Origin of the sequence: Gluconacetobacter sacchari (assembly GCF_014174255.1) — a bacterium.
GTDB classification, from domain to species: Bacteria; Pseudomonadota; Alphaproteobacteria; order Acetobacterales; family Acetobacteraceae; genus Gluconacetobacter; species Gluconacetobacter sacchari.
On record NZ_JABEQJ010000016.1, the window covers coordinates 1 to 25521 of the forward strand.

Below are 25521 nucleotides of genomic sequence, written 5' to 3' on the forward strand. Positions count from 1 at the left end.
GCCACCTTCGCTTTGAACTCCGCGCTGTAGCGCTTTCTCGTCGTCTTCATTCCCGTCCATTCCTTCAGGTCGGGATGAGCTTAACACCCTGTCCGATTTTCCGGCTCCACCCCAGTGGACGTGCCGCCCGATATCCGGGCCGGCGACACGTTGCGCCGCCATGAGCGGATCGGCACCCTCGTCACCGACACGCGCGCCGTCATCGAAGCCTATGTCGACGAGGCGGACATCGACGGGCTGCGTGTCGGCGCGCGGGGCTGGTTTCGCGCACCCGGCGCGGACGGTGCGGTGACGGGTGCCCGTGTGATCGCGGTTTCGGCGGCCTCGATCGGGCATCTGGATTCGCTCGAAGCCGCGTCGGTCTATGGCGGCCATGTCCAGGCCCGCAAGGACGAGAACGGACAATTGGTGCCCGATGGCGCGGTCTATCGCGTTCTTCTGGAACCGGACCGCGCGTTCGACCCCATCCCGCCGCGCCAGCCCGGCATCGTCCTGATCCGGAGCAGGCCGATGTCGCTGCTGGGACGGGTGTATCGCAGGACGGTCGCGCTGCTGATGGGGGAGGCGGGCTTCTGACCCCTCCGGCCCCCGTCAGGGGGGCGTCGCCTGTCCAAATGGTATGATTTCTGGGCGCGGGAATATGCGGTATGGAATCGCCATGCTGGACATCCATACCTACGACGCCCAGGCGGGCGGCAATGTTCTCTACAAGGCGCTGGTCCATCCGCTGGCGGCCGAGGCGCTGGCGGGGCTGGCGGCGTCGGTGCGCGCCGCGGGCCCCGTGGCGGTGTACGATCCCGAGGGCATGTTCGCCATGGTGCTGGCGTTGTGCCCCGGCGCGGCGGACGGATTGTCCGGACTGGGCGTGATCGAGGGCGTGTATGTCCATGACACGCTGTGGGTCGGCCAGGCCACGGCCGCCGGCCCGGCGCGGGCGCTGGTGGATCTGCCCCGGGCGGCGGTGGGGGCGGTGCTGGTCGCGAGTTTCGACGGCGCGCGGGTGCGCGACCGCATCGCGCATCTGCTGCCCGATGGGGCGCGGGTCTTCGCGCTGGACGGCGTGCGGTTGCCCGACGCCCTGCTGACCGTGCCGGGGCATTATCTCGACCGGTTGAATTTCGCGACCAACCATGCGTTCTTCCGTGATGCGGACGGGTTGTCGACGCGTCTGGTCTCGGCGAATTACTGGGCGCGCTACGGTGCGTCGGCGGTGCGGCTGTGGCTGCGGCTGTTCGGGGCGCGGGGTGAGGTGCTGGCCAGTTGGGAGGAGCGCGTCGCCGACGGCGAGAGCGCGATCGTGATCGACAGCCGCGTGGTGCGCGAACGGTTCGGCCTGCCGCCCTTCGTCGGACAGTTGTTCATCCATGCCATCGGTGTGGCCGGCCACGACGTGGTGAAATATGCGCTGGATACCTATGGTACCGATGGGAATCCGAGCCTGTCGGTGACGCATGACGCCAATGCCTGGCCCTCGGACCGCTATGCCAACCTGCCGGCCCCCGACGCGGGCGAGGAGGTGGTGCTGTGGGTGCAGAACAGCCACGCGGTGCCGATTCCGGCCGGCGCGATGGCGGTGAACCGCATGGGGGACGGGGGGCAGGTGCCGATCATGCGGGAGATCGCTCCGTACGAGACGGTGGCGATTCCGGTGGCGGCGTGCCTGCCGGACCTGCGCTGGCCGGCGCAGATCGAGCTTCGGTCGGGGCGGTATCTGGTGCGTCCGCGCTATGAGGTGACGCGCGGCACGCGGACGCGGATCGCGCACCTGAACGTGGAGCGGGCGGACCTGCGTCCCGATCCGGGAATCGCGGACCTGCCGGCCAGCCTGGGGCGCGGCTATCTGCTGCCATTTCCGATTCTGGACCCCGCGCGGTTCGGCACCGTCGTCCAGCCCACGCCGATGGCCGAATCGCAGGAGACGCTGCCGCTGCGCCTGGATTGTTTCGATAGCGCGGGGCGGCTGACCGGCCGGAAATTCCTGGGTTGCCTGCCGCGCGACCATGATCTGGCGCAGGATGTGGCGGAACTGGGCGTGCCCGAGGGGCACGGGGAACTGGTCTATGATTTCCGCGACGGCGGCGAGGCCGATGGCTGGCTGCATGCGCTGATCCGCTTCACGGCGCGGGACGGAGGGCATGCCGCCGAGACCAGCTTCGGCGCGCACGTCTTCAATACCGTCATGACCTATCGCGGCGAGCCCCAATCCTATTCGGGACCGCCGCCGGGGTTGAGCACACGGCTGTTCCTGAAGGGCGGGAACGGGCTGGGCGAGGCGTTCTGCTGCCTGATCTATCCGTCGTCGGCGCCCTGGCGGCCCTGGTCGCGCACCATGCTGAGCCTGCATGACGCGCAGGGGCGGGGGGTGGCGAAGGCGGAGCTGGAAATCGCCTGTTCGGGATCGGCGATGGTGTGGCCGCACCGCCTGTTCGGAAGCGCTGCCGTCGAGCGCGCCGGCATGGGCGGATATGTCATGATCCGTGACGTGACGTGCCGGCTGTTCGGCTATCATGGCCTGATGCGGGACGATGGCGCGTTCTCGCTGGACCACATGTTCGGCTTTTGAAGAATGTGGGACGGGGCGTCTTGCGGCCTGGGGGGAGATCCATTATGAGGTCCCCACCGGGCACGGATGGGTGCGTAGCTCAGCGGTAGAGCATCGCCTTCACACGGCGGGGGTCACAGGTTCAATCCCTGTCGCACCCACCATCCGACCGGAAAATCCTTCTTCTTTTCATGTCCCGTCGTTCGATTGGAGCTTCTTGCGGTGTCGCGGTCGTGGCCGTGCGTGTTCCGTCGCGATTTTTCTTGACACTTAAAAGTGATTTGAGCCATCAAAATTGCGTTGCAGCGTTTCGATTGAGCGGCTGCTTCTTGGACGTTTCCTCCCTAAACTTGGCGGTGCTTCGGCACCGTTTTTTTTTGCCTGGCCTCTTGGCCGATCCGTGCGGATCGACATCTTGTGAATCACTTGGCATTGGAGTTGGATCATGGCGGGATTCTTTGACGGGTTGGCGAGCAAGCTGACCGAACTGGCCGATGGCATGGGCCTGACCGACCAGGTGCATCAGCATCTGGCCGAGTTGACCTCGCCCAACGGCATTTCGACGCTGCTGGCCCAGGCCGAGCAGGCGGGGCTGGGGGACAAGGTTCGGTCGTGGATCGGCAATGGCCAGAACCTGCCGGTCTCTCCCGACGAATTGCGGTCGATCCTGTCGAGCCAGCAGGTCCAGACCCTGGTGGACAAGACCGGCCTGCCGGCGGAGACGATCCTGCCGGCGCTGGCGCGGTTTCTGCCGGCCGCGGTGGATCACCAGACGCCGGCCGCCTGAACAGGGCGTTTCCCGGCTTCAGGCTGTGCGGGGCAGGCCGGCGGCGACGCCGGCCAGTGCCCGCAGCAGCGCGGTCATGACGGCGAGGATGTCGTCGAAGCCGCTGTTCGGTGTCAGGCCGTTTTCGTCCATGTAGAGCGGACGGCTGATTTCGATCTGGATCGCGTGCCGGCCGGCTGCGGGCCTGCCGTAATGGCGGGTGACGTAGCCGCCGGCATAGGGGGTGTTGCGATTGGTCCTGAAGCCGTGGGACCGCAGGCATGTCTCGGCGGCCTCGGTGATGACGGGCGCGCAGGATGATCCCCATGCGTCGCCCAGCACGAAATCGGGCATGTCGTAGGCGCGCAATCCCGTGCCGGGCATCGAATGGCAATCGACCAGCAGGCAGGCCCCGTGTTCGGCGACCTGGGATGCGATCAGGGCCGACAGGGCGGCGTGATAAGGAGCCCAGAAGCGGGTGATGCGGTGGTTTGCCTCGTGCAGCGGCAGCCGGGCCCGATAGATCGGGGCGCCGGACGCCGCAATGCGCGGGATGACGCCGAGGCCGGCCTGCACGCGCGGCGTGATGATTCCGCGCTCCGGCGGCAAGGATTCGGTGAACATCGTGGGGTCGAGTTCGTCCGCGTCGCGATTCACGTCGCAATAGATGCGTGGGAAGGTGGCGTGGATCATATGCGCGCCCACGCCCGGGGCGCCGGTCAGCAATTCGTCGACATGGAAATCCTCGCTGCGGCGCAGGGCGGCATGGTCCAGCCGCGACAGGGCGAGGAAATCGCGCGGATAGTCGTGTCCCGAATGGGGGGAGGCGACGACCAGCGGCACCCCGGCGATCGTGGGCGGGACCAGGACGAACGGGCGGGGCGTCGTGTCCGATTCAGGAGCCATCCGCGATTCCGATTCTGTCACGTCTGGGTATCCGGCGCGATGCGAGGAAGGGTTTCCTTCTTTTTGCAAGGTGCCAGGGGAAAGGGGCCCCGGCTCGTTATTTTTTACATATCGATGGCTTGCGCAATGCCGGTTGCCCGGCTAGAAGCCGTTTCACCGAACGGATGGGCGCATAGCTCAGCGGTAGAGCACTACCTTGACATGGTAGGGGTCACAGGTTCAATCCCTGTTGCGCCCACCATCCGTCGGCTTTCCTTATCTGCGAAATGGTTAATCGGGTTCCGATTGCGTGGCCGATGCGTCCAGCGCCGCCTGGAGCATGTAGGCGGCGGCCAGCTTGTCCACCAGTTCCGCGCGGCGTTGGCGGGTGAGGTCGGCGTCCTGGATCAGCATCCGGTTCACGGCGCTGGACGACAGGCGTTCGTCCCACATCGCGGCGGGCAGGCCGACGAGGTCCGACAGGTTGCGCGTCCAGTCATGCGCCGCCTGCGCCGCCGGGCCGAAGCTGCCATCCATCGACAGGGGCAGGCCGCAGACCAGGCCTCCGACGCCTTCGCGCGTCGCGATCCGGCCGATTTCGGCGGCGACCGCGCCGAGCTTGCCGCGCTTGAGCGTACCATAGGACGAGGCCAGCATCAGCAGCGGGTCCGACAGGGCCAGGCCGATCGTCTTCTGGCCGGGGTCGATGCCCAGCAGGCGTTGGCCGTGGCCCAGATGAGCGCGAATCTGGTGCATGTTGAACAGGGGCATGGTCTGGGGCTATGGTCCGCGCGATATCCTGACCCGCAGGATATTCCCCCCGGATGATAATGGAAAGTTGTGCTTCATGTCGCTTGACCCCGCGACGGTCCGACGTATCGCCAGATTGGCGCGGATCGGTATCGACGAGTCCGACCTGCCCGCCTTGCAGCGGGAACTGAACGGTATTCTGGGCTGGATCGAGCAATTGAACGAAGTCGATGTCGACAATGTCGAGCCCATGGTCGGCACCGGGCATGCAGCCCTGCGCATGCGCGAGGACGTGGTGACCGATGGCGACGCGCGCGAGGCCGTGCTGTCGAACGCCCCCGATGCGGCGGGGCCGTACTACACCGTGCCGAAGGTGGTGGAATGATGCTGACCGAACTCACGATCGCCGCGGCCCATGAAGGGCTGCGTCGCCGCGACTTCTCCGCCGAGGAACTGGTCGGTGCCCATCTGGCGGCCATCGACCGGCTGAATGGCCGGCTGAACGCCTTCATCACCGTGACCCCCGAGCAGGCGCTGGCCGCCGCCCGGCGGGCCGATGCGATCCTGGCCGGTGGCGAGGAGGCGCCGGTACTGACCGGGATCCCGCTGGGGATCAAGGATCTGTTCTGCACCGACGGCGTCCGGACCACCGCCGCGAGCCGGATGCTGGAGGAGTTCGTTCCGCCATACGAAAGCACGGTGACGGCGAACCTGCTGGCCGATGGCGCGGTTTTTGTCGGCAAGACCAACCTGGATGAATTCGCCATGGGGTCGGCCAATATCACCTCGGTCTTCGGTGCGGTGGAGAATCCGTGGAAGCGGGCGGGAGATGCCGAGACCGTCCTGGTGCCCGGCGGGTCGTCCGGCGGGTCGGCGGCGGCGGTGGCGGCGCGGCTGGCCATGGGGGCCACCGGTACCGATACTGGCGGGTCGATCCGTCAGCCCGCCTCCTATTGCGGCATCGCGGGGATCAAGCCGACCTATGGACGGTGCAGCCGCTGGGGGACGATTGCCTTCGCCAGTTCGCTGGACCAGGCCGGACCCATGGCGCGCACGGTCGAGGATTGCGCCATCCTGCTGGAATCGATGGCGGGGTTCGATACCCGCGACAGCACGAGCGTGGATATCGCGGTGCCGGACTATCGTGCCGCCTGCGGCCGGTCGCTGAAGGGCATGAAGGTGGGCATTCCCGCCGAATATCGGGTTGCCGGCATGCCCGCCGAAATCGAGGCGGCGTGGGAGCAGGGTATCGCCTGGCTGCGCGAGGCCGGCTGCGAGATCGTTGAGGTTTCGTTGCCCTACACCCGGTATGGTCTGGCGACCTATTATATCGTGGCGCCGGCGGAATGCTCGTCGAACCTCGCGCGTTATGACGGGGTGCGCTTCGGCCGCCGCGTGCCGGGCGCGACGCTGGACGAACTGTATGAAGCGACCCGTCGGGAAGGATTCGGGGCCGAGGTGCGGCGCCGCATCCTGATGGGGACGTATGTGCTGTCGGCGGGGTATTACGATGCGTATTACCTGCGGGCGCAGAAGGTGCGGAACCTGATCCGCAAGGATTTCGAGAGCGCGTTCCGGACGGTGGACGTGCTGCTGACGCCGACCGCGCCGTCGCCCGCCTTCGCGCAGGGCGAGAAGATGGATGATCCGGTGCAGATGTATCTGAACGACGTGTTTACCGTGCCGGCCAGCATGGCGGGCGTGCCCGCGATGTCGGTTCCCGCCGGGTTGAGCGCGTCCGGCCTGCCGCTGGGATTGCAGGTGATCGGCCGTTCGTTTGACGAGGAATCGGTCTTTGCAGCGGCCAGCGCCCTGGAGCGGGCGGCGGGCTTCACGCATCGTCCCGCCGTGCGCGCGGAGGTGGTGTGATGACCTATCTGATCGAAGGGCGCGATGGACCCTGGGAACTCGTGGTGGGGCTGGAAGTCCATGCCCAGGTCATCAGCCGGTCCAAGCTGTTCTCGGGGGCCTCGGCATCCTATGGCGGGGAGCCGAATACCCATGTCAGCCTGGTCGATGCCGGGTTTCCGGGCATGCTGCCGGTCATCAACCGCGAATGCGTGGCGCAGGCCGTGCGTACCGGGCTGGGACTGAAGGCGCGGGTGAATCTGGAGAGCCGGTTCGACCGCAAGAATTATTTCTATGCGGACCTGCCGACGGGATATCAGATCAGCCAGTTCACGCATCCGATCATTGGCGAGGGCGCGGTGGAGATCGAACTGGTCGACGGTTCGACCCGCGTGATCGGCATCACCCGGCTGCATCTGGAACAGGATGCCGGCAAGTCGATGCATGACCAGGACCCGGCGCGTTCGTTCATCGACCTGAACCGGGCCGGGGTTGCGCTGATGGAAATCGTCAGCGAGCCGGATATCCGTTCGCCGGAGGAAGCGGGGGCCTATCTGCGCAAGCTGCGCATGATCCTGCGCTATCTGGGCACCTGCGACGGCAACATGGAAGAGGGCTCGATGCGTGCCGACGTCAATGTGTCGGTCCGCAAGGCGGGCGAGCCGTTCCGTACGCGCTGCGAGATCAAGAACGTCAATTCGATCCGCTATGTCATGCAGGCGATCGAGGTCGAGGCCGTTCGCCAGGTGGAAATCTGGGAAAGCGGCGGCTCGGTCGATCAGGAAACGCGACTGTTCGATCCGGCGCGCTCCGAGACGCGATCGCTGCGGAGCAAGGAAGATGCGCACGATTACCGCTATTTTCCCGATCCGGACCTGTTGCCGCTGGTGATCGAGGAGGCGTGGGTGCAAGAGCTGGCTTCGCATCTGCCGGAACTGCCGGATGCCAAGCGCCAGCGTTTCCAGGATGAGTATGGCATTCCGCGTTATGATGCCGGTGTGCTGGTGGCCGAACAGCCGACCGCCGATTTCTACGAGACGGTGGCGCGCGGCCGTGACCCGCGCCTGGCGGCGAACTGGGTGATCGGCGACTTCTTCGCCGCGCTGAACCGTACCGGCCGTACGATCCAGGACAGCCCGATCAGTGCCGAGGCGCTGGGCGGCATGCTGGACCTGATTACCGATGGCACGATCAACGGCAAGATCGCCAAGGACGTGTTTGAGGAGATGCTGGCGAATGGCGAGACGGCCGCCGAGATCGTCGAGCGCAAAGGCCTGCGGCAGGTGACCGATACCGGCGCGATCGACGCCGCCGTGCAGGCGGTGCTGGACAAGAATCCTGACAAGCTGGCGGAATATCGCAGCGGCAAGGACAAATTGTTCGGCTTTTTCGTCGGGCAGGTCATGAAGGCGATGGCCGGCAAGGGCAATCCCGCCCTGGTGAACGAAGCCCTGAAGAAAGTGCTGTAATCGCCGGAGGCTGGCGGTTTGGGGTTTGACGGCGCTGTGGTGACAGTCTACAAGCAGCGCTGCAAACGCCGTGTTGACAAACACGCTCCTCGGCGGAGGGGTGGCCGAGTGGCTGAAGGCGGCGGTTTGCTAAACCGTTGTACGGTGTCAAGCCGTACCGTGGGTTCGAATCCCATCCCCTCCGCCAATTCCCCTTTTTATTCAATGTCATAGCATAGCAAAAGTGGCAGAATTCCGCGGAATTCACGCCATTTCGTGTTGCATGCCGATGCACGGAATTGCATCCTATCCCACACCTCGCGTGGTAAGAAGTGTGGGATAAAAATGGGGCGTCTTTCCGCAACAACCGTGAAGGCCATCAGGGAGCCGGGTCGCTATGGCGACGGCGACGGGCTCTATCTCGTCATCAGCCCACGGGGTGGCAAATCCTGGGTCTGCCGGGTCCAGAAAAACGGCAAGCGGCGTGACATCGGCCTCGGCAGCGCCAAGAAGGTATCCTTGGCATTGGCGCGCGAACGAGCCGTCAAGGCGCGGATGCAGGTTGAAGTCGGCCTTGATCCCGTGGCCGAACGCCGCAAGGAGGCGGGCATCCCGTCCTTCCGTGAAGCCGCCCTTGAGGTCTACGCGCAGAACAAGGCGACCTGGAAGAATAAGAAGCACCGGGCTCAATGGCTGACGACCCTTGAGACCTACGCATTCCCGTTGATCGGTGACGTCTCAATCGCCGATCTTGACGGTCATCATGTTCGTGAAGCAATCGCCCCGATCTGGCTCAATAAGCCTGAGACCGCCCGCCGGGTTCGGCAGCGGATCAGCAACGTTACGGACTGGGCGATCGGCAAAGGCTACCGCACGCTTCCCCTGCCGCTGGCGGCAATGGATAAATCCCTTCCCAAGGCGAAGATTAAGACCGTTCATCACACAGCGTTGCCCTATGCCGAGGTGCCGGCCTTCCTCACTTATCTCCGGTCGGGAGATTCGATCGGGCGCCTGGCTCTGGCGGCTCTTATCCTGACGGCCACACGCTCTGGGGAGATCAGGAGCGCCACATGGGATGAAATCGACTTTGAGAACAAGCTCTGGACGATTCCCGCCGACCGGATGAAAGCAGGGCGGGAGCATGTCATCCCGCTCTCTTCGCAGATGTGTCACGTTTTCAAGCTTGCGCAAGGTTATCGCGAGGCACGAAGCCAGCTTGTGTTTCCTGGCCAGCGCGCGGGCAAGCCGTTGTCCGATATGACGCTAACCAAGATTTGCCGGGACGCGCGAATCGCGGCGGTGCCTCATGGCTTTCGTTCATCGTTTCGCGATTGGGTCGCCGAGGAAACCCAGTTCGTTGGCGACATCGCCGAGATGGCGCTTGCCCATACGATCGGCAATAAGGTCGAAGCCGCCTATCGGCGTGGTAATCTTCTGGAAAAACGGCGTATTTTGATGGAAGCTTGGGGGGCGTATTGCTGGCCAGAAAAATGCCGAGACGAGGGGAATGAAAGCAGTCCGATTGAGCTTGCTCGCGGCCCAGAGAATCAATCCTGATAATCTGGAAGGAGGCTATCAGTTAGTCGAGCAGGCGATTGTCGATCTGAAGAAAAAATCTGATCGGGCGTTCAGATTCTTCGTCGCTATATTTGTTGTATCTTTCATTATAAGCTTGGCATCTGGTATTCTTCTTTTTTCATTTATTTTTCATCATCCAAATTCTCCTGCCTATATCACGTATCTCATTTTATTTTTGAGCAGCTTTTTCGTGATGGTATTTTCCGCGACCGGCATCAGATGGTTTCAAACCAGAAAATTTTTGTTCGTCAAAACGCCCTACGATGTTGTGCTGCCCGCAGAATTGGAGCGGCTCATGTCGGACCTGCGCAGCGGGCGGCTCTCCGCCTATACGAGCGCCGGCTACGGCAATACGATCCTCAGCGCCGTGCAGGCGCCCGATGGTGTCCTGCTGGATGGACGGATTTCGCCCGAGACTTTTTCCAACCGCTACTCCCCATTGCTCCTCTCCCGCCAGGCAAAATTCTGGGGGCTGTTCTGGCTCTCCTTCCGCAGGTCGTTCACCCGTCCGATCTATGTGGTGCCAGATACCATGCCTGACGGCGACGAGGCGCCGTGCCTCAACAATGATCCGCGCTTCCGCTGGCTGGTCAGCGGCACGATGCCGGAATTCATGACCAATCTCGACGCCTTTCTTCGCGAGAATATCTCTCCCGACGATCAGCCATGGTATCGGATCGCTTTTACCGTTGCTCGACGCGAAATGCGAAAAGGCGCTCAACACGGGGCTCTGGCTGCCGCGATCAAAGCCATCAAACAGGAACTTGCAGTAACTCTGGGCAGCGACCTCGGTCCGCAAGGTGGCGATTCGACCTCATCGCTCAAGGCACTTTTGAGTGGCAGGCAGGGGCGAAAAGATATCAAGGGATATTTCGACCCCAATGACTCCTGATCAGTCCTTATCGCGTTGGATAACGTTGGCTAACAGGCTTTTTCCAGGGATTTGAAGCCGTTTAGCGTCGTCGGCACGCCATCAAACAGGATGCCGTCCGATGGACCAGAATGCCGCTTTCACCCTACTGCTGACGATCGACGATGTGATGCGCCTGACCGGTTATAAGAGTCGGTCGAGCATTTATCGCCTGGTGCGCCAGAAGCGCTGCCCGCCGCCCGTGGTGATCGGTGGTGGGCGCGTCCGCTGGCGCGCAGGCGAGATCGAACATTGGCTCCAGGGCCTCCCGATCCAGACTTACATCTGACCGCAGGGGCGGCGCGTCCCCCGCCATTTGGGGGCGGTCCACGCCGCGCCTGCTCCCGGACTTCCTCCGACAATCCCGTTTCATCGTGTTTCGCGTGAGTCACGAAAGGACACCCCATGCCCATCTTCCGCGCCATGCTGGACTGGCTTCGCCCCGGCAACCGGGTCACGCTGCGTTTTTACGTGCATCCCCGGATCGCCCGTGAAGCCCTCCCGCTGATCGACAAGCTGCTGTCCGATGACCCGGACGGCGAGACCTACCGCTGCACCATAGCTTTCTGGCGTCATACCCTGCGCCCGCCGCTTACGGTGTACCGGGGGGATGGTTCAACCTGCCGGATCGACGGCCCGTTGCAGGCTGCGGGACGCACCTATTTTCCATTGGGTGGCCTGATCGAAACGCCTGGCGTGACAGCCCACCTCACGCCCTTCGAAGCCCACGCGCTGGACATGCGCATCCGGGATGCGATCGAGCATGTCATCCGCGCCTGGACCGCCGAGCATGGGCTTTATGACCTGCCCCCCGTCGATCCCCATCTGGACCGCCGGACAGCGGATCGGGAGGCCATTTTCCAGATCGCGCAGTGGGCCGACCAGCATCGCCGGGAGGGTTCTGACCATGCGTGACCCATGCCGGTTTTTCCATGCGAAGAGCAGCCCCGATGCTGCGCATCGGGCCACAGAAAGAGGAACACACCTCACGCACTGGCCTGCGGCGGTTTTCTGCCGTTTTTCGAGGGTGCGATCCGACACCAATTATTTTGGTAGCATCAAAAATGGCGGTTTTCCAACATTTTTCGCGCATGCGGATTGGGTGCGCCGGGATCACTGGCCATGAGCTACGTCCGGCATTCCATCCGCCTGCCGTTCGCGCTGGATCGAACGCTCCGGCAGCTTGCCGCCGGGCGCGAGATGACCCCGTATGCCCTGTTGCAGGACTGCGTCCGCATCGGCCTCGCCTCCATGACGCAGGAGGGCACGACGGGACCAATCTCCACCGAACTGGCGGAGGAACTGGGGCAGATCAGCGCGCGGATCGTCCATGTCGAGCGCCTGACCGAGCGCGCGCTGTACGTGTCCTGCGCCGCCTATGTCTTCGCCCGCGCCGCAGCACCCACCCGCATCGACGAGACCCGTCTCACCGACGACATCAATGCAGCCTTCCAGCGCCAGCTTGTCTTGGCGGGAGACGCCCCATGACCAGTGATCTCGACCAGCAGGCGCATGCCCGCGCCCTGCGCGCCATCCGCCGCGCCCAGAGCGCCGCACGCTTTCGTGCTGGCTTCCTCGTGACCAGCCTCGGCCTGCTGGCCGGTGGCGGGCTGGTGGCGGTCGCCACCACCTCGCCGGAAGAACTGACCATAGCCGGACAGTTTCTTCTCGCCGAGGCCCAGCGTCCCATTATGGCCATCAGCCATCGGGACGTGCCGATGATCGTCATCCTTGATGGCCGACGCTATGACACCGGCGCTTACGCGCTGCTCGGCAGCGAAGACGTCCAGCATCGCGTCCTGACCCTGACCGAGCGCACTGGCCTGGGTGGTCTGCTCGGCATGGGGCTGGGCATCGGTGCCTTTGCCCTGACCGAAGGTCGGCGGCGGCGTAAACGCGCACAGGAACTGGCCGACCGCACCATCGCCGGCAGTCGGGTCGTGTCCGAAGCCACGCTGGCGGCGGCCACGGAGAATACAGACGATCCCGCGCCCCTGCGGCTGGGCAGCGTCGCCTTGCCGCGCGCGATCGAGACGCGCCATCTGGCGATGATCGGCACCACGGGCGCAGGCAAGACCACCGCCCTGCGCCAGCTTCTCGACGTAATCGAAGCCCGTGGCGAGGCAGCGCTCGTTTATGACACGTCGGGAGATTTCGTCGCCCAGTATTACAACCCCGTCCGGGGCGACATCCTGCTCAATCCTTTCGATGCGCGGGGCGTCTACTGGAACCCGTTCGACGAAATCCGCCATCCCGCCGACGCCGCGCGGATCGCCCGCTATCTGATCAGCGAGACGGGAGACCGGGACCGCGATGTCTGGCTGGAAACGGCCCGTATCCTCGTGGCCAACATCCTGCGTGAACTCTGGGAGGAAAAACGCGGCACACCGGCGCGACTGCTCGACACGCTGCAATATATGTCCAGCGCGGACATGGAGCGCTGGCTGGCCCATACCTCCTCGGCGCGAACCTTTGCCCAGGACGCCGAGCGCGCCACGGCCAGCGTGCTGTTCATGCTCGCTAAGGCCGCCAACCTGCTCATGTTCCTGCGTGCCGAACCGGCACAAGGCGGCGAAAGCTTTGCCTTTGCCCGCTTTTTCGCCGGGTTCGACAGCCACAAGGGCCGTCGCCCGTGGATTTTCGTGCCACGCAAGGAGGATCATTTCGAGGCCATCAGGCCCTTGATGGCGCTCTGGCTGGAATGCGCGGCTTCAGCGACGCTTGGATTGCCGCCCTCCGACCGTCGCCGGATGTGGTTCCTGCTCGACGAGTTCCCGGACCTGCCGCGCGTGGACAACATGACCCGCCTGCTGCCGCAGGGGCGCAAGTTCGGCGCGGCCGTGATCCTGACCTTCCAGGCCATCGACCAGATGCGCAGCCGGTACGGAGAAAAGGACGCCGAAACGGTGCTGGGAAGCTGCAACACCAAGCTCTTCCTTCAACTCGCGGATATCGAGAGCCGGGACTGGGCATCGAAGACGATCGGTCAGGCCGAGGTCGAAATCCAGACCCTTTCGGCCAATCTCGACCCCAAGACACGCAAGCCCCAGATCACGGTCGGCACACGACGCGAGGTCCGCCCGGCCGTGATGGAAAGTGCTTTGCGCCTGCCGCCCGGCTGGGCCTATCTCCTGTTGCCCGACGGACTGCCGGTGGCCCGCATCGCGCTCACCAACGCGCATATCATCGCGCGAGGCGCGGCCGGAACGCTGGCGTTCGAGCCGATCGGCCTGGATCAGACATTGTGGAAACAGACGCGGCCAGATGAGCCGAAGGCCGGAAAGGAGAAGAAGGAGGACAAACCCACCGGCGAGGCCCCGGCATCGAACCGCCCCGCCCGACGCAACCTGGCCTCCAAACCTGGTCCGGTCTGATGGTCGCCACCCTGTCGGCCCTGACCAACGCGGCCCAGGCGGCGAGCTACTACGAGGCCGACGATTATTACGCCGAGGGTGGCCTCGCCCCCTCCGAATGGCAGGGCAAAGGGGCGGAGGCGCTGAAGTTGCAGGGCGCGGTCGAACACGACCAGTTCTCCCGGCTTCTGGAAGGCCGGGTCGCGGATCAGCAGCTTGGCGCGACGCGGGAGGGTGAAATCGCGCACCGGCCGGGCTGGGATTTGACCTTCAGCGCCCCAAAATCGGTGTCGATCCTGGCCGAGGTGGCGGGCGACCGCCGCCTGGTCGAGGCGCATGAGCGCGCGGTCAGGACCGCGCTGGGACTGGCCGAAACCCATTTCGCCGCAACGCGCATCCGGGAGGATGGAGCGGTCCGGCGTGAGACGACGGGGAATCTGGTCATCGCCACCTTTCGTCACGGCACGAGCCGCGCGCTCGATCCTCAGCTTCACAGCCATAACATCATTCTCAACATGACCCAGGATGACAGCGGGCAATGGCGGAGCCTGGAACCCCGCGCCTTCTATCAATTGCAAAAGCAGTTGGGCGCGATCTACCGCCAGGAACTGGCGGGCGAAGTTCAGCACCTGGGCTACATGATCGACAGAGGGAAGGAGTCGAGCTTCGAGATCGCAGGCCTCGACGCGGCGACGCTGGAAGCGTTCAGCCAGCGATCCCAGGCGATTGAAGCGCATCTCAGCGAGCGCGGGACCAGCCGGGAAGAGGCGAGCGCCGCCGAGAAGCAGATGGCGGCACTCGATACCAGGCGGGCCAAGGAGGCCGTGCCTCATGCCGATCTGGTCCGGGAGTGGCGCGCGGTGGCGGACTCCGCCGGCTGGAACGAACAGGCCCGGCGCGAGATAGTCGCACGGGCCGAGGCGCGTGCCCGGACCCAGGCCACAGCCCAGGACGTGGAAAGCCCTTTCGCCCGCGAATGTGCCGCCGATCGGGCGGTCGCGCGGGGCGCGTCGATGCTTGGCGAACGGCAATCGGTCTTCGCGACAACCGCGCTGCACGAGGCGGCGGGGCGTTTCGCCTTCGGCGCGGTCGGCCATGCCGAGATCGGTGCCGCGATCGTGCGGGCGCAGAAAACCGGCGCGCTGGAAGCCCGCTCGTTCGTCGATCGCCGGGGTGCGGCCTTCGAGGGAATGACCACGGCCGCCAATATCGCGGACGAGGCTGCCTTGCTGCGCCTTGAAGAGAGTGGACGGAACCAGGTCGCACCGATCCTGGCACCTGTGGTCGCCGCGCGCGCCGTGGCCCAGGCGGAACGGCGCGCGGAATCACAGGGCCACGCATGGAACGAGGAGCAGCGCGCGGCGACCACGCAAATTCTTACCAGCCGCAACCGGATCATCGCCTTGCAGGGCGCGGCCGGCACGGCCAAGACCTCCACCGTGCTGGCAACCGTCGCGGAAGAAGCCCAGGCGCAGGGTCTTCGTGTCACGGCGCTGGCCCCGACCGCCTCGGCGGCCCAGGTGCTGGGCGACGCGCTTGGCAGTCGCGCCGACACGCTGGCGCGGCATCTTCTGGCACCCGGCAAACCGACCACCGCCGATCAGCTCTGGATCGTGGACGAGGCGTCGCTGGTGTCGGCACGCGACACCGCGAAGCTGCTGGCGCTGGCGGAAACCCATCGGGCGCGCGTGCTGCTGGTCGGCGACACGGCGCAACTTGGCTCAATCGAGGCCGGTGCCGCCTTCGGGCAGCTTCAGCAGGCGGGCATGGAGACCGCCCATCTCACCCGGATTCTGCGCCAGACCAACGAGCAGGCCCGTGCGGCGGTGGATGCCAGCCTTGCCGGCGATGCGAAGAAAGCCCTGGCGGCCCTTGATTCGGGCGGCGGGCATGTCGTCGAGCATGAGGGACGGGAAGCACGGTTCGAGCAGATGGCGCGGGATTTCGCGGCGCTGGACGGAAAAGCCCGCAAGCGCACCCTGGTCATCGAGCCGTCGCGGGACGGGCGCGACATCCTGACCGGAAAAATCCGCGAGCAACTGGCCGGGGCGGGTGCGCTGCGTGGGCCGACGATCGAAATGTCGCATCTCGTGGCCAGAGACATGACCCGCACCGAGGCGAAGGAGGCGAGCAGTTACGCGATCGGCGATGTCGTCCGCTTTACGAAGGATTATGCCGATAAGGGGGTCTCCCGCCGGGATGCCTATACCGTGGCCGGCATCGACACGGAAAAGGCGGCCGTGATCCTGACGGCGCGTGACGGACGACGCATCGACTGGCGCTTGCGCCAATGGGGCGCCATGCAGTCCCAGGTATTCACCGCCGAGCCGATCGAACTCCGTGCAGGTGATCGCGTGCAATTCACCCGCAATGATCGTGCAGCGGGGCGGGTCAACGGCCAGCAAGGGGAAGTGATCGGTGTCGATCCCCAGACGCGTGGCGTGACACTCCGCATGGCCAATCGCCGGATCGAGCATCTGACGCCGGACGACCCGCGCGACCGTCATATCGCCCATGGCTGGGTTGCCACGGCCTTTGCGGCGCAGGGGCGCACCGCCGATCGCGTCCTGGTCCATGCCGACAGCACGGTCAGCCAGCTTGTGGATCAGAAGAGTTTCTATGTGGCTCTGTCCCGTGCCAGGGAGAGCGTTGCCGTTTATACCAATGACCGCGCCAAGCTCGTCACAGCTATTCAGGAGCGGTCAGGGCTGAAGCAGACCGCCCTTGCATCGGCGGCAGGCGATCAGATCGGGGACATTCAACGCAAGGCCGCAGCCAAAGGCATGGCCCTGTAATCCAAATTTGTATAGCCTCGGGATATGTAAAGTTTAGGGAGCAAGCATTCCGCGCCGTTCGGGGCATGGCGATGCTATCTTCTTGTTTGAGAACGGGATTAGGTAGAGGCGATGAACGCCGTAGAAATTGAAGAAGCCGTATCTGCGCTGGCGGAGCAACCTTTTGATGCGGAAGAATTTCCTTACCTTTTCCTTCTGGCCTTCGGCAATAAAGACACCACCATCAAGCGTCTCCGGGCCACCAAAGGCTCGACCAATGCCTCTGACATCCCAGGCGCCGTTCTCCAGCGGAATAACATCCATATTGCGACCTGCCCGCCCGGTGAGGTAACGCGGACTTTGACCGCCCTCCGGGATAGCCCAGCCACGTCGAAGGCCAAGGCCAAGTTCATCCTGGCGACGGACGGTGAGACCTTCGAGGCGGAGGAATTGGATACAGGTGAGACCGTCGCCTGTGCCTATACGGACTTCCCGAATCATTTCGGCGCGTTCCTGCCCTTAGCCGGCATCACGACGGTCAAACAAATCCGCGAAAGTTCGTTCGATATTCGCGCGACCAGCAAGCTGAACCGGCTGTATGTCGAATTGCTGAAGGACAATCCCGACTGGGGGACTGCTGACCGCCGCCATGACATGAACCATTTCATGGCTCGCCTGATCTTCTGCTTCTTTGCTGAAGACACGGATATTTTCCAGGATGGTCACTCTTTCACGAACACGGTCGATACAATGACCGAGCGAGATTCGTCTAACACCCATGAAGTGATTGGCGAACTGTTCCGTGCAATGAATACCCCTACGGCAGAGCGAAAGAAAGCGGGCATTGCTCGTTACGCCGATCGGTTCCCATACGTTAATGGCGGCCTATTTTCGGGCAGCCCTGAAGTGCCGCGTTTCAGTAAGATCGCTCGATCCTATCTTATCCATATCGGCGCCCTCGACTGGACGAAAATCAACCCGGACATCTTCGGGTCTATGATCCAGGCCGTGGCAGATGATGAGGAACGTGGCGCTCTTGGTATGCACTATACGAGCGTTCCCAACATCCTCAAGGTGCTGAATCCTCTCTTTCTTGATGACCTGAGGGCACGACTAGATGAGGCCGGCGACAATGCCCGGATGCTCCTGAACCTACGCAAGCGTATGGCAAGGATCAGGGTGTTCGACCCGGCCTGTGGCAGCGGAAATTTCCTTGTTATCGCTTATAAGGAAATGCGGGCAATCGAGGCTGAGATCAACAGTCGTCGCGGGGAAGCCGATCGTCCTTCAGAGATTCCCCTGACTAATTTGCGTGGAATAGAACTACGAGATTTCCCGGCTGAGATTGCGCGGCTTGCGCTCATTATCGCGGAATTCCAATGCGATGTCCTATATCGTGGTCAGAAGCTGGCCTTGGCCGAATTCCTTCCTTTGAACGCAGAAAACTGGATTACCTGTGGGAATGCTCTTCGCTTGGACTGGTTGAGTATATGTCCGCCGACGGGAACCGGAGTGAAACACAGCGCAGATGATCTATTTCATTCTCCGTTAGATCAGCCGCAAATCGATTTCGAGAACGAGGGTGGAGAAACCTATATCTGTGGGAATCCGCCTTATAAAGGTAGTAAATGGCAGAATGAGAAACAAAAAATCGAGTTGGCAAATGCTTGGGTAAAATTTCCACATCTCGCCAAGATTACAGACTACGTTTCTGGTTGGATCGCTCGCTATTTGGATTACGCAGAAAAGGTTCCCGATGCTGTCGCTGCGTTCGTGACTACGAACAGCATCTGTCAGGGCCAACAAGCCTCCGAAATTTGGCCCGTAGCTTTTGCTCGTGGCATCGAAATTCGCTTCGCCCACACCCCGTTCCATTGGAGCAATCTTGCCAGTCATAACGCGGGCGTTACCGTTATAATTATTGGACTTGGCTGTAAGTCGACCAAGTCAAAGCAACTTTTTGACGATTCAAGCCTTGTCCGTGACTGTAATACGATCGGCCCGTATCTCGTGCCTAACAGGGACGATGTCGTGCAGAAGGCAACTGACCCAATCGGACGACAATCAATAATGCTATTCGGCAACATGCCGCGTGATGGCGGTCATCTCTTTCTTAGCACAGATGAAGCCGATGACCTCAGACGGAATCCACAGACAAGCGCTTATGTTAAGCGATTCGTAGGTGCCGAGGAGTTGATTCATGGCAAGCAGAGATATTGTCTCTGGATCAATGATGAAGATGCTGTTACGGCAAAAAAAAGTGCGTTTATTGCCGATAGATTGGCGCTTGTTGCCAAAAACAGATTGCAGTCACAGGCGGGTTCAACAAGGGATTTTGCGAAACGACCATATAGGTTTGTTCAGATCGGTGGCGTTGCTAAAAAGAACGCGATATTTGTGGCTGGAATCAGTTCTGAGAACCGAGAATATTTACCCTGCGATTATCTACCTTCAGAATATATTGCATCTAATAAATGCTTTGCCCTGTATGATGCCCCGCTATGGAATATGGCGCTTGTCGCGTCGCGCCTCCATTGGGTATGGATTGGCACGGTTTGCGTGCGGATGCGGAACGATTTTTCCTATTCCAACACGCTGGGCTGGAATACCTTCCCCGTTCCCGCTCTGACCGACAAGATGAAAACCGACCTGACCCGCTGTGCTGAAGACATCCTGTTGGCACGCGAGGCGCATTTCCCCGCCACCATTGCGGAACTGTATGACCCCGAAAAAATGCCCGCCGATTTGAGAGAGGCGCACGACCGCAATGACGAAGTGCTGGAGCGCATCTACATTGGCCGACGTTTTCGCAATGATACGGAGCGACTGGAAAAACTGTTCGATCTCTATACCAAAATGACCGCCAGAACCGGATCGAAAAATAAGAAAAAGGCAGGGGCGGTATGAGCGCTATTACAGAGATCGACAAAAGATACCTTGAAAAAATTCTTGGGATGCAGAGCGGTTACGTTCTGGATTATTCAGACACAACATTTCAGGAGTTTTTTACCCGTTACGGGATTGAGATTCATAGTCAAAAGTATCAGACGTATGGTTCATCAAAAGCCAGAAAAATGCGGGCCTTCTGGGAGAAAGAGCCTAACGCCATTGTCGGCCAAGTGCTTGATGAAATGTTAGGCGTCTATGAGGTAAATTGTCTCCTAAACGGCAATCAACCTGATGCAGTCATTCTCGAACAATCCCGAAAGGTAGTCGCACGTCTGACCGGAAAACCCCTTGCCGCTAAAACTATGAGCGCTGAAGAAACCTTTCTTCAAAGTGAATTTTCCATCCCAAACCTCCAGAAACTCCCGGTTGAAGGAGCGGTCGCATCCATCATCGAATGTCGGTTAAAAGAAGCGCAAGCGACAATGTCTGCAAAAGCGTATCTTTCCACAATTTTTCTATGCGGTAGCGTGCTGGAAGCCGTTCTTCTCGGGGCCGCGCAGAAAGAGCCAGCACGATTTAATCGTTCACCTTCCTGTCCCAAAACCACCGAGGGCAAGCCCAAGCTATTTCATGACTGGACGCTCAGCCAGTTGATAGATGTCTCATGTGAAATAGGATTACTGAAGCCAGACGTGCAGAAATTTAGTCATGGTCTTCGTGATTTTCGAAATTACATCCATCCATACGCGCAAATGTTATCGCGCTTCTCGCCAGATAAACACACTGCGACACTTTGCTTCCAAACATTAAAGGCAGCATTGGCTAGTGTCGCAGGAGAGAGAGCATGACCCAAAAAATCCAATCCGTCCCTTCCGTCTCTGTCTCTTACGCGGCCAATGGCAGTTCAACCAAGGCCAATGCCATGGGGATGCGACCCATGCAGGAACGCGCCTATGAAAAGCGTGGCGAACAATATCTTCTCATCAAGTCTCCTCCAGCTTCGGGCAAAAGCCGGGCGCTTATGTTTATCGCCCTCGATAAGCTGGCAAATCAGGGACTGAAGCAGGCCATTATCGTCGTGCCTGAAAGAAGCATTGGCGCAAGTTTCCATGACGAGCCTTTGACCCAGTTCGGCTTCTGGGAAGACTGGCACGTAGAACCCAGAAGAAACCTGTGTGACGCAGCCGGCGGTGATAATGGGGGCAAGGTCAATTCGGTCGAAGCGTTCCTGAAGAGTGACGACAAGGTGCTGGTCTGCACGCACGCCACCTTCCGCTTCGCCGTGGACAGGTTCGGTGTAGAGGCTTTCGACGATCGTCTTATTGCCGTCGATGAGTTCCATCACGTCTCGTCAGATTCAGACAACAAACTAGGTCATCATCTCGGTGCGTTCATTGCCCGCGACAAAGTCCACATCGTCGCCATGACCGGCTCATATTTCCGGGGTGACGCAGTCGATGTCTTGTCACCACAGGACGAGGCCAAGTTTGATACCGTAACCTATACCTATTACGAGCAGTTAAACGGCTATCGATACCTCAAGCATCTCGACATCGGCTATTTCTTCTATTCCGGGTCTTACGCCGAAGACATCCTGAAGGTTCTTGACCCAAATCAAAAAACCATCATTCACATCCCCAGCGTCAATTCGCGCGAAAGCACGAAAGATAAAATGAAGGAAGTGGAGCATATCATTGAAAATCTGGGCGACTGGCAGGGGGCTGACCCTGTTACCGGCTTTCAGTTGGTAAAAACGGAAGACGGCCGGACGTTGCGGATCGCTGATCTGGTGGACGATGACAAGAACAAGCGTGACCGCGTGTCCACCGCATTGAAAGACCCAACCCAGAAGAACAACCGCGACCATGTGGACATCATCATTGCCCTGGGCATGGCCAAGGAGGGCTTTGACTGGATTTGGTGCGAACATGCGCTCACCGTTGGCTATCGATCCAGCCTGACCGAGATTATCCAGATCATAGGACGCGCTACCCGCGATGCGCCAGGGAAAACCCGCGCTCGCTTTACAAACCTTATCGCCGAGCCGGATGCGTCGGAACAGGCCGTAACCGAGGCCGTGAACGATACCCTTAAAGCCATTGCCGCCAGTCTGCTGATGGAACAGGTTCTCGCCCCCCGCTTCGAATTCAGATCGAAAGCGTCAACCAATGAACCGACTGACGGTTTCGATTATGGTGACGAAGGCTACCAACCTGATAAATGCAATGTCGGCTTCAACGAAGAAAAAGGTAAATTCCAGATCGAAATTAAAGGTCTGGCGGAACCCAAAAGCGAAGAAGCAACCCGCATCTGCGAAGAAGACCTGAACGAAGTCATCACGGCCTTCGTGCAAGACAAGACCGCTCTTGAGCGTGGGCTTTTCGACAAAGAACTCGTTCCGGAGGAATTGACGATCTCCCGCATGGGGAAAATCATCAAAGACAAATATCCCGAACTGGATGAGGAAGATCAGGAAGCCGTTCGACAGCACGCCATCGCGGCTCTAAACTTGACACAACAGGCGGCCCATATTGCGACGAGTGGCGATGGAGAGCCAGGAGCCAACACGGCCCTGATCGATGGCGTGCGTAAATTCGCAATGGACGTGCGAGAACTCGACATTGATCTGATCGATCGCATCAATCCGTTTGGTGAGGCTTATTCCATTCTGGCTAAAGCCATGAGCGAAGAGAGTCTGAAGCAGGTTGCGGCCGTAATCGGTGCCAAACGTGCGACGATGACATTGGAAGAAGCGCGTGTTTTATCTAAACGAGCGCTGAAGTTCATGCAGGAACGTGGCCGGCTCCCCTCCATAACCTCGACCGACCCCTGGGAGAAAAGCATGGCCGAGGGCGTTGCGTTCCTTGCTCGCATGAAGGCGGAGGCGGCTCGTGGCTAAAGGTTTTACCGACGAGGACGATGCGCTCCTGTCAGCGCTGGGCGTTGAAGTCGAGACAAAGAAAGAAGGCTCCCGAACTCCAAAAGAAGAGCGCATTATAGCTGGGTTTGAGGAAATCCAGCGGTTCGTGGACAAACACGGACGCTCCCCTCGTCATGGGGAAAATCACGACATTTTCGAGCGTCTATATGCAGTCCGCCTCGATCGGCTTCGCTCGCAACCCGATTGCATGGCATTGCTTCTGCCTATGGATCATCAGGGTATTCTCTCCAATGCCGTTGTCATTGAAGAGATCGATGAAAACATTAGCGACGATGAACTGCTTTCCATGCTTGGCGTGGCCAGCATCGAGCAGAATTCAATCACTGACCTGCGCCACGTCCGCTCCGCAGCAGAAAAGCGGGCAGCCGAGGAAATCGCCAACCGGGAGCGCTGTGAGGATTTCGAGACTTTCAAGCCGATATTCAACGCAGTCCAGAAAGACATCGAGATCGGGACGCGCATTACACGCCCTATCAGGAAGGAAGCCGGCCTCCTGAAAACTGACATTAGACCGGGAGAATTTTTTATTCTCGGTGGTCAGACAGCATATGTTGCCGAGATTGGTGAGACCTTCAGAGCGCCCAATGGTGAGAGTGATGCGCGTCTCCGCGTCATTTATTCCAATGGAACAGAAAGCAATATCCTGCTTCGCTCCCTTCAGCGTGCGCTTTATAAAGATGAAGCCAGCCGCCGAGTGTCCGAACCCAGTGCCGGGCCATTATTCGCCGGAGAAAACGACGAAGACGATCTAGCCAGTGGCACCATTTATGTTCTCCAGAGCAAGTCGGATAACTCTATCGTCGCTGCTAACCGAGACCTTATTCACAAAATCGGCGTAACGGGCGGAGATGTTGCCAAACGCATAGCCAATGCGAAAATCGACCCGACTTTCCTGCTGGCCGATGTGGAGGTCATTGCGACCTACAAGCTGTTCAACATCAGCCGCACCAAACTCGAAAAAATAATCCATCGCATCTTCGATCCAGCCCGACTGGATATCCAGATCGAAGACAGGTTCGGCAACTTCGTCATCCCGCGCGAGTGGTTTCTTGTGCCACTGTTTGTGATTAATGAGGCAGTGGAGAAGATCAAGGACGGTACAATTACTGGCTATGTTTATGAACCGCTAACAGCTCAACTTGTGTTGCAGGCTTAATCCATGTGCCAGGTGAGAAGCCCACGCCAGGGTTTTCCATAATAAAATCAGTGATGATTTTGCCTTTTTCATTATTCTTTCTGCCGTCTTCGAAGATATTGTTCAAGGCTTTCTGAATATCTTCTAAGAGAGAATCGTAATCTATGTTAACTCTATCCCATTCCTGTCCATTGAATATGATTCTATTTATGTGGAGGTGGTTGCCTCTATGCCAGAGCGTGAGGGTATTTTCTCTCCAGTAAGGTTTATACCGACCAGAATTTCGCACTTTTTCGTCTGGACGCAAGCTAAGGCCGTGTACCAGTCCGCAGCGAAGGACCATGTATAACTGCTCTGGTAGGTCATTGGCTGAAACGGGCTTTTCGTATTTAATATTTCTATATTTTGGTAAACGCTCATCGAATAGCTTTCTCACAACTTGAAAAGTACTTTTCCCTGTTCGTTCAGAGTTAAGCTTTGAAACAACTTCAATAAGGCATCCTAATATAACAAAATCCCATATGCTGCCATTTAATCTATCTTCAGGTGTTTTTATGGACTGTGCTGTTCTTAATTCCATAATCCTCTCGTTCAACCACTCTTGATATTTATTGATATCCACTTTCTTCCTCAATTTTCTTTTGGGTTCGCCGTTTCTTGGTATCTGCTGCCCGTTCGGCAACGGCGGGTAACATGCAGAACAAAGCGTAGGAGATTTTGATGTCATATGAAATGACTTGTATCTTTGCGTTCGATGATCTGGAGGCCAATATTGCCCTTGAAGCATGTGCCGGGCTAAATCCCCCTTCGAAGGCAGGTAGTTTATCGTATTGCATATAAGGAAAGTTTTAGTTCGCTTATTGGCGAAATTATGAACTAGACGGAAGTTTATAAGTCTGTCAAGATATCAAGCATGAATATGCATTCAGGTGGAAAACTAAACCGTCTCCAGCAGGAACTCCCCGAAGGACTCCTCGCTGATGCAGCTTGGATGGAAGCCCACGGCTATTCGTCGGCGTTGAGGAGCCAGTATGTGCGCTCCGGCTGGCTCGAAAGCCCAGCTCGTCGCGTCTATCGTCGCTCACGCACGCCGCTAAGCTGGCAGCAGGTCGTGGTTTCCCTCCAGGCGGTACTGGACCTTCCGTTGACCGTCGGCGGCCGTACCGCGCTCGAACAGCAGGGTTATGCTCATTATCTGCCGACATCGGTTCGTGAGGTTCATCTTTACGGACCGAAACCCCCACCGACCTGGCTGCCAAGTCTGCCGCTCGACGTGGCCTTTCATTGGCACAACAGCTTGCGGCTGTTTCCAAGCCACATCGATCCATCGCCCATATCAAGTCCCGCTATGGTCAATGTCGGTGGTCTGGCCCTGCCCATTCGCTATTCCAGCAAAGAGCGCGCCGTTCTCGAATTACTCGATGAACTGCCCGAGCGTGAGACCTTCCACCAAGCTGATGCTTTGATTGAAGGAATGAGCGATTTAAGCCCGCGCCGACTGCAAGTGCTGCTTGAGGCTTGCACTAGCGTGAAGGTGAAGCGGCTCTTCCTCTTCTTCGCCGACCGCCACCGTCATGCATGGCGACCCCGGCTCGATATATCTCGCATCGATCTGGGTGCGGGTAAGCGCGTCCTTGCCAAAGGAGGAAAACTCGATCCGCATTATAACATCACCGTGCCATCCGACTTGGGAGCTTCGTGA

At 60.1% G+C, this 25521-nt stretch carries 21 protein-coding genes and 3 tRNA genes; 21 read left to right on the forward strand and 3 right to left on the reverse strand.

The window, feature by feature from the left end; translation table 11 throughout:
- The first annotated feature begins 114 nt into the window (after window positions 1-114).
- The 4 genes from HLH48_RS12705 to HLH48_RS12720 all read left to right on the forward strand — a co-directional run bounded on the left by HLH48_RS12705 (window position 115) and on the right by HLH48_RS12720 (window position 3329).
- On the forward strand, window positions 115-576 hold the full coding sequence (locus tag HLH48_RS12705) for an HlyD family secretion protein (protein ID WP_264812687.1): 462 nt from the start codon (window positions 115-117) through the stop codon (window positions 574-576).
- An 82-nt stretch (window positions 577-658) separates the two neighbouring features.
- Window positions 659-2563, forward strand: coding sequence for a hypothetical protein (locus tag HLH48_RS12710; RefSeq protein WP_182997898.1), 1905 nt, complete (start codon window positions 659-661; stop codon window positions 2561-2563).
- 68 nt (window positions 2564-2631) lie between these two features.
- Window positions 2632-2706 (forward strand) — tRNA-Val (locus tag HLH48_RS12715).
- Between the two features lie 281 nt (window positions 2707-2987).
- Complete coding sequence (locus HLH48_RS12720) at window positions 2988-3329, forward strand: YidB family protein (protein WP_182997899.1); 342 nt, start codon at window positions 2988-2990, stop codon at window positions 3327-3329.
- An 18-nt stretch (window positions 3330-3347) separates the two neighbouring features.
- Here the strand turns inward: HLH48_RS12720 and HLH48_RS12725 are convergent, their stop codons facing one another.
- A complete protein-coding gene (locus HLH48_RS12725) occupies window positions 3348-4214 on the reverse strand; it encodes an N-formylglutamate amidohydrolase (protein ID WP_182997900.1) in 867 nt (288 codons plus the stop codon).
- A 166-nt stretch (window positions 4215-4380) separates the two neighbouring features.
- Between HLH48_RS12725 and HLH48_RS12730 the strand changes: the two genes are divergently transcribed.
- A tRNA-Val gene (locus HLH48_RS12730) sits at window positions 4381-4455 on the forward strand.
- Between the two features lie 29 nt (window positions 4456-4484).
- On the opposite strand, the gene ruvX is transcribed toward HLH48_RS12730, so the two are convergent.
- Window positions 4485-4964: a Holliday junction resolvase RuvX gene (ruvX, locus tag HLH48_RS12735; RefSeq protein ID WP_182997901.1), complete on the reverse strand. Its 480-nt coding sequence runs from the start codon at window positions 4962-4964 to the stop codon at window positions 4485-4487.
- A 76-nt stretch (window positions 4965-5040) separates the two neighbouring features.
- Here ruvX and gatC point away from each other — a divergent pair, with 76 nt between their 5' ends.
- The 15 genes from gatC to HLH48_RS12810 all read left to right on the forward strand — a co-directional run bounded on the left by gatC (window position 5041) and on the right by HLH48_RS12810 (window position 23840).
- Entirely contained in the window at window positions 5041-5328 is a 288-nt protein-coding gene (gatC, locus tag HLH48_RS12740) for an Asp-tRNA(Asn)/Glu-tRNA(Gln) amidotransferase subunit GatC (RefSeq protein WP_182997902.1), read from the forward strand.
- Entirely contained in the window at window positions 5328-6812 is a 1485-nt protein-coding gene (gene gatA / locus HLH48_RS12745) for an Asp-tRNA(Asn)/Glu-tRNA(Gln) amidotransferase subunit GatA (protein ID WP_182997985.1), read from the forward strand. The genes gatC and gatA overlap by 1 nt, the downstream gene beginning before the upstream one ends.
- Window positions 6812-8260, forward strand: a complete 1449-nt coding sequence (gene gatB, locus HLH48_RS12750) for an Asp-tRNA(Asn)/Glu-tRNA(Gln) amidotransferase subunit GatB (RefSeq protein ID WP_182997903.1) — start codon at window positions 6812-6814, stop codon at window positions 8258-8260. The genes gatA and gatB overlap by 1 nt, the downstream gene beginning before the upstream one ends.
- A 94-nt stretch (window positions 8261-8354) precedes the next feature.
- A tRNA-Ser gene (locus tag HLH48_RS12755) sits at window positions 8355-8447 on the forward strand.
- A gap of 137 nt (window positions 8448-8584) precedes the next feature.
- Entirely contained in the window at window positions 8585-9796 is a 1212-nt protein-coding gene (locus HLH48_RS12760; protein WP_182997904.1) for a tyrosine-type recombinase/integrase, read from the forward strand.
- Window positions 9762-10709 (forward strand): hypothetical protein, encoded by a 948-nt coding sequence (locus HLH48_RS12765; RefSeq protein ID WP_246387296.1) that lies wholly within the window; start codon window positions 9762-9764, stop codon window positions 10707-10709. The genes HLH48_RS12760 and HLH48_RS12765 overlap by 35 nt, the downstream gene beginning before the upstream one ends.
- A 100-nt stretch (window positions 10710-10809) precedes the next feature.
- Window positions 10810-11016 (forward strand): helix-turn-helix transcriptional regulator, encoded by a 207-nt coding sequence (locus tag HLH48_RS12770; protein ID WP_015074059.1) that lies wholly within the window; start codon window positions 10810-10812, stop codon window positions 11014-11016.
- A 116-nt stretch (window positions 11017-11132) separates the two neighbouring features.
- Entirely contained in the window at window positions 11133-11642 is a 510-nt protein-coding gene (locus HLH48_RS12775; protein WP_182997905.1) for a hypothetical protein, read from the forward strand.
- Window positions 11643-11849: 207 nt separating this feature from the next.
- Window positions 11850-12215, forward strand: coding sequence for a hypothetical protein (locus tag HLH48_RS12780; RefSeq protein WP_182997906.1), 366 nt, complete (start codon window positions 11850-11852; stop codon window positions 12213-12215).
- Complete coding sequence (locus tag HLH48_RS12785) at window positions 12212-14101, forward strand: type IV secretion system DNA-binding domain-containing protein (protein ID WP_182997907.1); 1890 nt, start codon at window positions 12212-12214, stop codon at window positions 14099-14101. Before HLH48_RS12780 ends, HLH48_RS12785 begins: the two co-directional genes overlap by 4 nt.
- Window positions 14101-16875 (forward strand): MobF family relaxase, encoded by a 2775-nt coding sequence (mobF, locus tag HLH48_RS12790; protein ID WP_182997908.1) that lies wholly within the window; start codon window positions 14101-14103, stop codon window positions 16873-16875. Before HLH48_RS12785 ends, mobF begins: the two co-directional genes overlap by 1 nt.
- A 111-nt stretch (window positions 16876-16986) precedes the next feature.
- Window positions 16987-19761, forward strand: a complete 2775-nt coding sequence (locus tag HLH48_RS12795) for a class I SAM-dependent DNA methyltransferase (RefSeq protein WP_182997909.1) — start codon at window positions 16987-16989, stop codon at window positions 19759-19761.
- Entirely contained in the window at window positions 19758-20591 is an 834-nt protein-coding gene (locus tag HLH48_RS12800; RefSeq protein ID WP_182997910.1) for a hypothetical protein, read from the forward strand. The genes HLH48_RS12795 and HLH48_RS12800 overlap by 4 nt, the downstream gene beginning before the upstream one ends.
- Complete coding sequence (locus HLH48_RS12805) at window positions 20588-22642, forward strand: DEAD/DEAH box helicase (RefSeq protein WP_182997911.1); 2055 nt, start codon at window positions 20588-20590, stop codon at window positions 22640-22642. The genes HLH48_RS12800 and HLH48_RS12805 overlap by 4 nt, the downstream gene beginning before the upstream one ends.
- Window positions 22635-23840 carry a GIY-YIG nuclease family protein gene (locus HLH48_RS12810; protein ID WP_182997912.1) on the forward strand — a complete coding sequence of 402 codons (1206 nt, stop codon included), beginning with the start codon at window positions 22635-22637 and terminating at the stop codon, window positions 23838-23840. The genes HLH48_RS12805 and HLH48_RS12810 overlap by 8 nt, the downstream gene beginning before the upstream one ends.
- Here HLH48_RS12810 and HLH48_RS12815 read toward each other — a convergent pair.
- Window positions 23788-24606 carry a hypothetical protein gene (locus tag HLH48_RS12815; protein WP_182997913.1) on the reverse strand — a complete coding sequence of 273 codons (819 nt, stop codon included), beginning with the start codon at window positions 24604-24606 and terminating at the stop codon, window positions 23788-23790. The two genes, HLH48_RS12810 and HLH48_RS12815, sit on opposite strands and share 53 nt — an antisense overlap.
- 126 nt (window positions 24607-24732) lie before the next feature.
- Here HLH48_RS12815 and HLH48_RS12820 point away from each other — a divergent pair, with 126 nt between their 5' ends.
- Window positions 24733-25521 carry a type IV toxin-antitoxin system AbiEi family antitoxin gene (locus tag HLH48_RS12820; protein WP_182997914.1) on the forward strand — a complete coding sequence of 263 codons (789 nt, stop codon included), beginning with the start codon at window positions 24733-24735 and terminating at the stop codon, window positions 25519-25521.